This window comes from Rhodothermales bacterium (assembly GCA_041391505.1).
Classification (GTDB): domain Bacteria; phylum Bacteroidota; class Rhodothermia; order Rhodothermales; family JAHQVL01; genus JAWKNW01.
In genome coordinates, this window is record JAWKNW010000002.1 from 23,163 (window position 1) to 35,423 (window position 12,261).

At 65.7% G+C, this 12,261-nt stretch carries 8 protein-coding genes; 6 read left to right on the forward strand and 2 right to left on the reverse strand.

Annotation, left to right across the window (positions count from 1 at the left end; all coding sequences use genetic code 11):
* Window positions 1-5: 5 nt before the first annotated feature.
* Both R2834_02180 and R2834_02185 read right to left on the reverse strand, forming a co-directional pair.
* Window positions 6-3,407 (reverse strand): hypothetical protein, encoded by a 3,402-nt coding sequence (locus R2834_02180; GenBank protein ID MEZ4699112.1) that lies wholly within the window; start codon window positions 3,405-3,407, stop codon window positions 6-8.
* Between the two features lie 56 nt (window positions 3,408-3,463).
* The gene (locus R2834_02185; GenBank protein ID MEZ4699113.1) at window positions 3,464-5,074 is read right to left on the reverse strand and encodes a CHAT domain-containing protein; all 1,611 of its coding nucleotides are present in this window, start codon (window positions 5,072-5,074) and stop codon (window positions 3,464-3,466) included.
* 485 nt (window positions 5,075-5,559) lie between these two features.
* Here R2834_02185 and R2834_02190 point away from each other — a divergent pair, with 485 nt between their 5' ends.
* The 6 genes from R2834_02190 (at window position 5,560) to R2834_02215 (ending at window position 12,252) form a co-directional block, all read left to right on the forward strand.
* On the forward strand, window positions 5,560-6,183 hold the full coding sequence (locus tag R2834_02190) for an RNA polymerase sigma-70 factor (GenBank protein ID MEZ4699114.1): 624 nt from the start codon (window positions 5,560-5,562) through the stop codon (window positions 6,181-6,183).
* Window positions 6,180-7,151: a FecR domain-containing protein gene (locus R2834_02195; protein MEZ4699115.1), complete on the forward strand. Its 972-nt coding sequence runs from the start codon at window positions 6,180-6,182 to the stop codon at window positions 7,149-7,151. Before R2834_02190 ends, R2834_02195 begins: the two co-directional genes overlap by 4 nt.
* 127 nt (window positions 7,152-7,278) lie before the next feature.
* Complete coding sequence (locus R2834_02200; GenBank protein ID MEZ4699116.1) at window positions 7,279-10,170, forward strand: carboxypeptidase-like regulatory domain-containing protein; 2,892 nt, start codon at window positions 7,279-7,281, stop codon at window positions 10,168-10,170.
* A 152-nt stretch (window positions 10,171-10,322) separates the two neighbouring features.
* Complete coding sequence (locus R2834_02205) at window positions 10,323-10,823, forward strand: TlpA disulfide reductase family protein (protein ID MEZ4699117.1); 501 nt, start codon at window positions 10,323-10,325, stop codon at window positions 10,821-10,823.
* 15 nt (window positions 10,824-10,838) lie between these two features.
* The gene (locus R2834_02210) at window positions 10,839-11,054 is read left to right on the forward strand and encodes a DUF4266 domain-containing protein (protein MEZ4699118.1); all 216 of its coding nucleotides are present in this window, start codon (window positions 10,839-10,841) and stop codon (window positions 11,052-11,054) included.
* Window positions 11,047-12,252, forward strand: a complete 1,206-nt coding sequence (locus R2834_02215; GenBank protein ID MEZ4699119.1) for a DUF3570 domain-containing protein — start codon at window positions 11,047-11,049, stop codon at window positions 12,250-12,252. The genes R2834_02210 and R2834_02215 overlap by 8 nt, the downstream gene beginning before the upstream one ends.
* Window positions 12,253-12,261: the final 9 nt, after the last annotated feature.

The following is a 12,261-nucleotide window of genomic DNA, read 5'->3' on the forward strand; positions in this document are numbered from 1 at the left end:
TACGTTCATGGCACCGGGCAATCAAAAGCTTTCTGGTAGGGCACCTGCTGGCTGACATACGTAGCCCAGAAGCTGCGCAGGTCGGTGCCCGGAGACGTGGCGGCGATGGTATGGCAGAGGTCGGTCGCCATCTGGCCCGGATCGGTGCGCCATACCTGCACCGTGCGATCCTTGCCGCCGGAAACGAGACGCAGCCGGCCGCCGGGGGCTTCGCCGAAGGCCAGCGCATACACCCATTCCTGATGCCGGCGGAAGACATACGGCCGATCGACTTCCGCCTCGCGGTCGCCTTCCGCGAGCCGCCGCCACAGCGACCGCCTCGTGCTGCCTTCCAGATTCCACATCATGATGGTGTGCTCCACCCCGCCGTCGCCCGAGGCCAGCCAGTGGCCGTCCGGACTGAAGGCCAGGGCGTTGATCACCGCCGCCGTGCCCGGCATCACGCCCAGTTCGCGGGCGTTGCCGTCGATCAGCCAGAGGCGTACGGAGAAATCGTCGCCGCCGGCGGCGAGCAGGGGGTCTGCCGGGCTGAAGGCCAGCGCATTGATCGGTTCGAGACGGGCGTTCGCCGGCGCGAGTTCGCGCATCTGGGCCGTGCCGCCATCCTGCCAGTCGCGCCATATCCGCACCTTCCCGTCCTCGCTCCCGGCGCCCAGCACCGCCTTGCCCTCGACCTCGCCGAACGCCACGACGTTGACCCAGTTGGTGTCGATGATGCCGGCCCGCTGGATCTGGGGCAGCGGCAAGACGACGGGGCGGTCGCCGGGCGAGCGGAGATTCCAGACCAGCACCTCGGCGCGTCGGCCGGCGGAAGCCAGCCACTGGCCATCCGGGCTGTAGGCGATCGACCACACCTCGCCCGGGCTCTCGATGACGCGCTTCGAGGTCCCGGTGGCCAGATCCCAGATCCGGATCGTGCGGTCGCGGCTGCCGCTGGCGAGTTCGTCGGGATTGGAGGGGTTCAACGCGACGCCGCGGACCGGGCCGGTATGCAGGTCGAGCAGCCTCGGCCGGGTCGCCGAGGCGAACCGGTCCGCCGGCCAGACCCCCACGAGGTTCGTGTCGCTTCCCGCGACGATCCATCGGTCGTTGAACGCGATGCTCCGCACCTGGCCGGACATCGGGAGCGGGACCGGATCGGGCTCGAGGCCCTGGAAATCCAGCGTGGCGTCGTTGTAGATCTCGCGGAGCGCGTCGTGGACGTTGTCCTGCAGCGCCCCGCCGCTCTGCGTGCTCAGGAAATAGGCCGCCTGGGCGAGCGCGAGCGCCCGTTCCGACTCGTCGAGCTTATACAACCGCAGCGCGTTATAGGACGAGACGAGCGCCGAGGAGCGGAGCCGCTCGGTCGCCGTTTCCTGTTTCGATTCGCGGAGCAGCGCGAAGGTCGCGAGGATGCCGACGGCCAGGGCGCCGAGCACCGAAAAGACGACGAGGCGGTTGCGACGCCGGCGCGACGCCTCCTGCTTGCTCGACTGGAGAAATCCCTGCGCCTTCTCGACCTCCGGATCGTACCGGCTGGCCCATTCGGGCACGAAGCCCGTGCGCCGCTCGAGGTCCTCGCCGCGGGCGAGTTCGTTGCCGCTCCAGAGGTAGTCCCGCTTCTTTTCCGGCGCCGCATCCACCGACTCGTACCGCCGCGCGGCGCGCATCAGGTCGATGTACGTCTGTGCGTCGGCGCCCTCGGCCGTCATCCACTGCTTGATGCGGTCCCAGCCCAGCATCAGGCTTTCGTGCGAGACCTCCACCCGCGTATCGCCGCGCAGCGCCACGTCGGGAGGAGGCATCAGCAGCGAGTTCTCGGCGGCGCGGAAGGCTTCGACGATGCGCTCGACGTCGGCCCTCGACACCTGCTCGCCGGTATCGCCCGAAAGCACGTTGGCGATCCGCCAGAGGGTATCGAGCGGCGTCCGGTAGCGCACGCCGCGTCCGTCGTACGTGAAGCCGGTCAGGCCGCGGAAGACTTTTTCGCACAGCGCGCGGTGGCGGTCCGTCGGCAGCGACGCGTACACGGCCTCGGCGTGCCAGTCGATGGCGCGCTCCATGCCGCCGATCGCTTCGTAGTGGCGGAGCGCGATCGGTCCCTGGCCACCCTTCGCCATCCATTCATCCCACGTGCGGCTCAGCGCATGCTGGAGGATGGGCAGATGGGCCGGATCGGCCACGTCGCGCACGAGCTTTTGCAGCACGTCCCGCTCGAACGACGCGCCGGCGATCGCCGCCGGCCCCTTGATCGCCTCCTCGATCTCCTTCGGAAGCATGCGCGAGACGAGGTAGAGCCCGCTGTTGATGGCGTCCGGCAGCCCCGGATACCGCGCGGCCTCGCCGATAAAATCCGACCGCATCGTGATGCAGACGTAGACCGGGTGCCGCCATTGCCGGGTGACGCCGAGGAGCAGGCGGACGAACTGCTGCTTGTCGGCGATGCCCTGCTCGGCCTCGACGGCGCTCTCCCAGGCATTGCGCGGGAAGAGCTCCTCGAACTGGTCGACGATCACGAGGAGGTTGTCCCGCGGCGTCTTCGGCTCGTCCGGCCGGTCGGACGACGCTTCCGCGCGGTCGGCCGGCTGGAGTTCTTCATAGAGCTGGATCAGGTTGAGCAGCGGTTCGTGGCCGGCTTCGCCCGCCCTCAGCCGCGCCTCGATGGCGCCGGCGTCGGTCTTGTCTTCCCCGTAGGTCCGTCCGATCGAGCGCGCCAGGTTGCCGATGGGATCCTCCTGCGGGCGCATGTAGGCGACGTGCCAGAACGGCCCGGCATCCGCCATGTAGCCGCCGTGCAGCGCCGGCAGCATGCCCGACGTGACCAGCGACGACTTCCCGCTGCCGGAGACGCCCAGCACCGAGAGAAAACGGGTTTCGGCCAGCTTGGCCGTCATCGCGTCGATGTGGCGGTCCCGCCCGAAAAAGAAGTGCTCCTCCCCGCTGCGCGCTTCGCAAGGCGCCTCGGCAACCCGCCGGCGATACGGGCGGAGCCCGGGATACGGCTTGACCTGCAGGGCGGAGGACCGCTCCGTGTCCGTTTCGATCTGGTGGACAAACGCGTCGAGCAGGGCGTCTTCGTGGCCGGCGCTCGCGTCGATCACATTCGCCTCCATCCGCTTGAGGCAGGCCTTGTCGTCGTTGATCACCCCGTGCAGATAGGTCGCATAGGCGCGCAACGGCCGGGCGCGGAGATAGCCCGAGGCCTTCTTGATGGCGATGTCCTTGCTGTATCGCCAGTCGTCGTTGCCCTCGCCATAAAAAAGCAGCACGGCGTCGCAGGCCTTCAGCAGGGTCTGCTCGGCTTCGCGGAGCTGGTTGGGCGTCCCGTTGAACAGGGGCGTCTCCACATCCAGATCGTGCTTCCGGAGGTATTTGTAGATCGGGATGATCTGCTTCCGATCCGTTTCGAGGCAGATCAGATAGACCATCTTTCGTTCACGATGTGGGTGGTCGGCAACCGTATCCGTGGGCATCGCTGGGGTGATTAAGCGTTCAATCTGGCTATGAAGTCCGTCAGCAGGGCCTCATCGAAACCCTGCAGCGCATTGATAAATTCCTGTTCTTCCACGTCGATCAAAAATTCCTTGTCGTCGTCGGGCGTCCCGCAGATGTACAGGTGGGTGGCGCGGAGCGGACTCCGCGTCTTGAGCGCCTCCTTGATGTCGGCGTTGCGCTCGCGACGCCAGGCGTCTCCTCCGGATCCCCAGAGGATGAGCACGGCATCCGATGTCGCGATGGCGGCGCGATCGGCCTCGCGGATGGTGTTTTCCTCCCCTTCAAAGGGGGATTTCCCGACGGTAAACCCCTGGGCGCGCAGGTATTTGAAGACCGGCATCAGGAATTCCTTGTCCGCCGACCGGCAGAGGATGTAGACGGAGGCCCCGGCAGCGGCTGAGGCCGGCTCGGGCTCGGGCGCCGGCGCGGCGGTCTTGGGCGTAAAAAGCACCCCGTCTTCGGCCTGCATGAACAGCACCGGCGTCGCCCATTCGAACGTCCCCGGCTCCTTGTTGAACATCTGCAGCCGCCCTTCATTGACGGCAAAATCGACCGGCGCGCCCTCGGCGATGCGCTTGTAGAACGTTTCGGCGAAAGCGATCGCGCCGGGGTCCGAGATCGGCTTCTGCATCGCGATGACGGCGGGGGTGCCGGTGCTGACGATGGCCGGGGCCACGCCGGCGAAGGGGTGCCGTTCGTTCGCAACCCGGTTCTTGGCGGTGTCGCACGCATTCAGAAAGACGAGCCGGATCGACTGCGCCTTCGACAGAATGAAATAATACAGATTGTTCGCGCTGAGGTCGTCGCGCTGGCCCTCATCGTCCTCCATCACGAGGACGCCCTCGCCATCGTCCTTGAACAGGCCATGCCCCATGAAGTGGAGGACGTGGTACTCGGGGCCCTCCTCCAGCTTCGCCATCAGCTTCTCGGTGGTGGCATGTTCCACGACCTCGACCTGGATGGGCGAATCCTTCCCGCCGAAGCGTTCCAGGATCTTCTTCTGCTCCGCCTCCAGATTCAGCTTCGGCAGGTGGGGGTCGTCCGGGTTGGCCATCACGAGCAGCATCCGCAGCGGCCCTTCGTATCCGAGCGGCTCGATGGCTTTCGTCACATTCGCCGTACGGGCGATGTTCAGATAACGCACGACGGAGCAGTCGCGAGGCAACAGATTCAGAAAACTGTTTTGCGAATCGTCGAAGAGTAACTCCCACGGCAAACCGACGATCCGGTCCATGCCGTTCATCTTGAGGTCGAGCACCAGCTTGACGCGCAGGGCGCGGTCCGGCAGCGACTGCGTGGCCCCAAGGCTTTTCATGTAGGCGTCCCGGGCGCCTTCCTTGATGAGTTCCTTGAAGAGCAGGAGTCCCAGCTCATCGCCCTTCATCGCCCCGGCCCGCGGGGTTTTCTCCCGTTCGCCGCGTGTGGGGGCCGTGCCGCCGGCGCCGGCGCTCCCGGGCGCCGCAATCGACGCGATGTTGAACCACAGATCGCCCACCGACGTGCCGGATGCCGCATCCTGGAGGGTTACCGCATACTCCTCCCCCTTCATCGGCCCTATCTTCAGGGTAAAATCCTGATATGTGATCGATCCCTTGTTCATTCCGTTGATTCCACGGCGGCAGTGTATCCTTCACCGTCGTACACAGCAACACGGAGGGAATTGGCTCAGCATTCGCTTAAACCAGGCCATAGAGGGCTCCCGCTCCCGGCGCGGACTCTATGGTACGACCGACCGGGCCATCGCGCCCGGACGCCGGTCGATATAAAACGGCCCTACGGATACATGCCGTTGGGTAGCAACGGGCCGACCAGCTTGATCGGGGGGGACGACCGCATTGGGGACAGGACGGACGCGACGTCGCGAGCGAACGCGGACGCTTATTATACCGTATGAAACCCTAATAAAACAATTTTTTACGCAGTTCCGAACGGAGCCCCGACACCGGGAGCGGGTTTTTGTCGGGATGGTCGGACCGAAAGCCCTTTAACCACGCGGTCTCGTCGCGTCGCGGGCCCGGAAAATCATGCATCGACCCTCCTTACGCATCCCGGCCGTTTCCCGTGTAGCATACCCATAGAACGCCTATGGATACACCGACTCGCCCAGGGCACAACGCCCTCAGACCCGCGGAAGACCAGCGCCGCGACCAGTTTCGGGAATGGGCCCGAAGGCTCCGCGATTCGGATCGTGCGGCGTATGCAGCCCTGTTTCAGGCGATGAGCGAGAAACTCGTGCGATACGCCCAGACCATCCTGCACGACGAAGCTGGCGCGTACGATGTCCTCCAGGATGTTTTTCTCAAGATCTGGGAACGCCGCGCCGCGCTCGACCCGGCCTCGTCGCTGCAGGCGCTGCTCTACACGATGACGCGCAACGCCTGTCTGAACGTTCGACGCAAAAACGGTTATATCGTGCACGATTCAGAAGACGACCTGGGACCGATCGCCCTCGCGCAAAGCGATGAAGTCGCCGCGGACCAGCGGTTCGACGCCGAGGCGCTCCAGCGCCAGATCGACACCTGGATCCAGGAACTGCCCGAACGCCGGCGGGAGGCCTTTCTCCTGAGCCGGCAACACGACCTGACGCACAAAGAAATAAGCGAACTGATGGGGCTCAGCGAACGCACCGTCAACACGCATATTTTCCTCGCGCTGAAGGATCTCCGGATCCGCCTCAACGCGCTACAACAGCAGAAGCATGCACCGTGAACGCACCTGATCGACATACTCCCATCCCCAATGGCCTCGGCGAACACATGCGGGAGCTGGCGGCGGACGAAGCCGCCGGCCTGGCCGAGGTATGGCGCCTGTCGGGCAAGCCGGCGGAAGGTTTCCCGGATCCGGCCCGTCTCGATGCCATCTGGCGACACCTGGAAACCGTGACCGGCGCCCCCGCGCCGGCGGCACCCGGCCGCAGGGATCGCCGGCCTGCGGCGCGCCGCGCCACCTCGCGGTGGTTCGCCGGTGTCACCGCCGTCGCGGCGCTGTGCGCCATCGGCCTCTTTATCTGGTCGCGCCCCCTCTCCGTCACCGCCCCGCTGGGCGATCGCCTCGCCGTCACGCTCGCCGACGGATCCACCGTGGAGCTGAACAGCGGCGCCACGCTGCGGTATCCCCGGCGCTTCGGATCGACCCGCACCATCGCGCTCGAAGGCGAGGCCTTCTTCGACGTCGCCCACGACGGCCGGCCCTTCGTCGTCGAAACCCACGACGCCTTCCTGACGGTGCTCGGGACAACCTTCAACGTCCGCTCGTGGCCCAACGACATGAACCCGGCCACGTCGGTCACGCTGCAGACCGGGCGCGTCATGCTCACGCCGCGCGACGCCGAGCAGGGCGAGCCGGCGTATCTCGAACCCGGGCAGACCGCCGTCGTCGAGGACGCACGCATCGCCGTCGGTGCCGTCGACCCCGAAAACGCGGATCGGGTGCTTTCGTGGCGCCAGGGCGATTTCATCTACAGCGACCGGCCCCTGGGCTCGATTCTGACGGACATCGAGCGGCGGTACGCCATCGAGCTCTCCGTCACCCCGGCCAGCCGGCGGGCGACGCGGCTCAGCGTCTCGATCCGCCAGCCGGGATCGGCCGAGGCGCTCATCCGGGACCTCTGCGGCGGGCTGGGATTGCAGTACCGGGAAACTCGGCGCGGTTTCGAACTGTTCGATCCCGGTACCTAGGCCGTGTCTAAAAAATCATTCGAGTCTTCCCGGAGCATCCAAAAAACCTCCATTACAGCGTTGGATCCTGAATCACGTTCAGGATACGGTGCTGTCTGAATGGTTTTTCAGACAGCACCTGGTTCTTATGCCGCAACCCGCGTTCGATCATAGTTACGGGCAGCCCGGTCGCTGGGCCGCCTGTCTGCTTGCCGGCCTGATCCTTTCTGCCGGCATCTCCATTTCGGCTCGCGCACAGTCGGCGGGCGCCGGCACAGTGCGGCTGCATACCGTCAACGCCCTCCACATCCCGCTCGCCAACGCCCTCGAAACCCTCATCGCCCAGACGAACGTCAACCTCGTCTATGAATCGGATCTCGTCGCGGGCAAAGAGACCTATTGCCAGATCGAGGCCGCGCCGATCGAGCAGGTGCTGGCCTGTCTCCTCCGCGATACGGGTCTGGACTACCTCCGCCTCTCGTCCGGCACCTACGTGCTGATCGCGGATAGCAAGGCAGCCGGCGACTTCGGCGCCCTCACCGGCCAGGTCGTCGACGCGAACACCGGCGAACCCCTTTCGGACGCGCATGTCCTCCTCGCCGACGCCTCCGGCGGCGCCGTCACCAACCAGGCCGGCCGCTTCGCCTTCAACCGCCTGAAACCGGGCCGATACCCGATCGCGATTTCTTATGTGGGATACCGCCATACGGTGGACACCCTGTCGGTGGAAGCCGGCGGGTCGACGGCGATCCGGATCGCGCTCGAAGAAGAGGCCATCATCACCGCCCCCATCGTCGTATCCGACATGAACTGGCGGCTACCGTCGGAGTCGCTGCAGGAAACCGAGCGGGACGCGAAGGCGATCGCGGACGCGCCGTCGGCCGGCGGCGACGTCACGCGCAGCCTCAACACCATCATCGGCATCCGCGTCGGCGACGCCATGGCCGACGTGCACGTGCAGGGGGGCGAGGCGGGAGATCATGCCTATGTGCTCGACGGCGCCCCCATCTTCATCCCCATACCGAACGGCGGCGTCATCGGTCCGTTCAGTCCGTTCGCGCTCGGCCGCCTGACGGTGCGCAAGGCCGGCTACAGCGTGCGCTACGGCAGCAACCTGGCCGGCGTCATCGAGGCCGAGCACGCCCTCGGCGGCGGCCCCGCGGCGCTGACCGTCCAGGCAGACCCGCTCAGCCTGAATGCACGGTGGAAAGGCCAGTGGGGCGACCGCAACGGCCTGCACGCCAGCTGGATGCTGGCGGGGCGGAAGAGCATCTGGAACGTCATCCATCCGGCATCGCTGGAATCGCATTTCAGCCAGTGGAGCGCGCCGGATCTGTTCCTGCTCGACACCCTCACGCCGGCGTCGCTCGTCGAGACGGAAGAGCAGGGCGAACACCAGAACACGTTTCGGCTCCTCCCCGATTCCCTGACCGCCGGCCGGTCGTCCGAAGCGCGCATCCGGGACGACTTCAACTTCGGCGACCTCCACGGCGCGATGCGCGTGGCCTTCACGCCCTCGAAGAGCCTGTATGCCTCTTTCTACCGGGGCAGCAACACCTTCGGCAACGTCGACGCGATCGCGCAGTCCTTCGCCGGCGAACATGCCCGGAACACCACGCCGCTGCAGTTCGAGAGCGTGTACCGGTGGTCGAACGCCATGGGGCAGGTCCGCTACGAAAGCGTGATCGGCAAGGCCGCCTTTGCCTCCGTGGGAGGCTGGGTGAGCCGGTTCGACCTCTCCCAGTATTTCGAGCGGAATTATGGCGAGTACGGCGGCGACGACGAGGAAGAGGACGACGCCCCTGCACCCGGGAGCGGCGCTACGTGGACGCACGCCGCGACGAACGATGTCAACACCATCGACGAGTTCGGGATGCGGGCGGAGGTCAACTACAGCCCCGTTTCATCCCACTTCATCACGGCCGGCATCGAAAACCGATTCAGCTCGAGCGCCTTCGCCCTCGAGCTGCCGGGCGCGCGGGGTCCCAACCCGATTTCGCGGGGGCGCGCCCTGATCCAGAGCGACCACCAGCGGTCCAGCCTGTATGCCGAAGACCTGATCGGGCTCGGCCTCCGGACGCATCTCGAAGTCGGCATCCGGCTCACGCATCTCGGCAATGAGGCCACCGTGTACGCCGAGCCGCGCGCCGCCCTCCGCTACGACGCCGCCGAGGGACCGCTCGGCCCCTGGGCCTTCCGCTCCGCCGTGGGCATCTTCCGGCAATTCGTCAACCAGTACGACGTGGCGGCGATCGATGTCAACGCGGTGCTGCCCTACATGCGCTTCTGGCTCCCCGTCGACGACGGCCTCCGGCCGCCCAAGGCCTACCATGCCACGGCGGCGCTCCTGCTGATGCCGGCCCCTACGTGGCAGGTGCGGTTCGAATCCTATTACAAAAATCAGCCACATCAGCTGGTGATCGATTACGCCGGCCTCGCGCAAAACACCATCAACACGCCGTACTGGAGCCGGCAAGGCGAGATCCTCACCGGCGCCCGGGGCTTCGCCTACGGCGCGGCCGTGTCGATCGAAAAAAAGACCGACCACCTGGTCGCTGCCGCCAGCTACGAATACAGCGTCGCGAAACAGCAGATCGCCAACCGCTTCGGCGGGGCGTGGCTGCCCACGTCGTGGAATGTCCCGCACCGCGTGACCCTGTCCATGGACGCCACGCCGGCGCCCAACTGGACCACCTCGATCCGCTGGCAGGCCAGCATCGGCCGGCTGTGGGCGTTCCGCGAAGCCTACTACAACTACCTGGAGCCCGTGGCCGCGACCCAGCTCTTCGCCCCGTTCGACCTCTCCGACCCCACCGCCCATCGGTTGCCCATGTACAACCGCCTCGACGCCAGCCTGGCCTATACGCGCCGCGTGAACGACGCGAACGTCCAGGTACGCCTCTCGCTGGCCAACCTCCTGGCCCATACCAACGTCGACGAGTGGAGCCTCGCGTACGATGAGACGGCCGGCACCTACCGGGTCGTCGAGCGCCCCCTGGCCCCCTTCCTGCCGACGATTACGGTCCGGCTGGGCTTCTAAGAGATGCCCCACGCCCCCTCTCCCGTCACGCCGTAAAATATTTTTCGCAGGCCGGCGACAGCCCTACGCATTCTGGACGCCCCGGGAGTATGTAGTGTAACACGCTTCATGTACCATCCTGCCTTTGCGCTATGACGCACCGATCGACTCGAATGGCCCCCCTGTTGCTCCTCCTTCTGGTGATGACGGCGGCCTCTCCCAGACCTTACGACGACCGCATCGGCGCCCCGGCGCCGCCCTTTACCGGGACGACCGGCGACGGCCAGACCATCACCCTGGCCGACTACCGGGGCAAGGTCGTTTTTCTGGATTTCTGGGCGAGCTGGTGCGGGCCCTGCCGGCGTGAACTGCCCTACCTCGGCGAATTAAAACGCCACTTTCCGGAAGCCTCGTTCGAAGTCATCGCCATCAACATCGACGATGAAAAAGCGAACATGAACGACTTCCTGAAGGACATCAAGCCCCGCATCGCCTTCCCGGTCGTGTTCGACCCGGAAAAGAAGCTGCCGGCCCTGTACGATATCGATTCGATGCCCACCTCCCTCGTCGTCGACGCCAACGGGGTCGTGCGCTACTGGCATTCGGGCTTCAAGGACTCGGACAAGCCGCGCTACCTGAAGGAAATCGAAACGCTGCTCGCCGAAACCCACTGAACGGGGACTAACCACATGAAACAACTTGCATGCTGCGCCCTGTGCCTGGTGGCGTTCGCCGCGTCCGGCTGCGTGACGGTGCAACCCTGGCAACGGGAAGGCCTCGCCGACCCCATCATGATCCTCGATGAAAACCCCATCGAAGCCGGCTTCAAGGAGCACCACATCGACTACCGGGAAGGCTCGGTCGGCGCGACGGGTGCGCAAAGCGGAGGTTGCGGCTGTGGCTGAACGCGCACTGATCGGCTTGCTCCTGGCGGTCTGCCTCGCAACCGGGGCCCGCGCCCAGGAGCTGCCCCAGGATGAGATCCAGCTCAACCTGAGCGGCTATTTCGACAACTTCGACGTGACGGTGATCTACCCCAATGTCTCGCTCACCAAACGGGTGGGGGAAAAGACGAGCCTCACCGGACGGTACCTGGTCGACATGGTATCCGCCGCGTCGATCCGGAACGCATCGTCCACCGGCACGGGCGGCGGCGGCGACGACGATGACGAGCGCGAGCGCGGCCAGCGCGTCGATGCCGTGTCGGCGGCTTCCTCCCGGGGCGGCGGGCTGGGCGGGCAGGTCATCTCGGGGCCGGACGATATCCGCCACGAGTTGAGCGGCGGTATCACGCAGATCGTCGCCGGCCGGCTGGTGTCCATGAACGGGATCTACAGCCACGAAAACGACTACGCTTCGGCGACGATCGCCGGCTCGATCACCCAGTATCTGGCTCGAAAGAACACCACCCTGCAACTCGGCATCGTCCGCAGCTGGGACCGCAGCTTCCCGACGGGCGAAAACTGGACGCGCACCAAGGACGTGTTCACGGTGAGCGGCAGCCTGAGCCAGATCATCAGCCGGCGCCTGATCATGCAGGGGCTGTATTCCTACTCGGATAACTCGGGCTACCTGGCCGATCCCTACAAAAAGGTCACGATCGGCGGCACCGAATACGAATCCGCCAGCCCCGACTCCCGCATCCGGCAGGCCGCCGCGCTGCGCGGCATCTACCGGCTCAACGCGGCGTCGACGATCCAGCTGGGGTACCGCTTCTACTGGGATACCTGGAACGTCCAATCCCATACGGTCTCGGTGAACTACAACCGGCACATGGCGCCGGCGGTCGACCTCGGCGTCGGGGTCCGATCCTACCTGCAGGGCGCGGCGGACTTCTACGAGCCCTCGTACAGCATCCTGCAGAACTTCATGACCGTCGACAGCAAGCTGGATCAGGCCGTCTCCACCGAGTTCCAGTTCGACCTCACGCTGCTCGGCGGCAAGGGTCTCGAAGGCTGGGCGCTCCTGGAAGACGATCGGGCGCAGATCAATCTGTCGCTCAACATCTACCAGCGCCAGACGGCCAACCCCGATTCCTATTCGAATCGCCGCGGCCTCGTCGCCGCGTATTTCAACGTCGGTTTACGTTATAAACTCGAGTGAAGCCGGCCC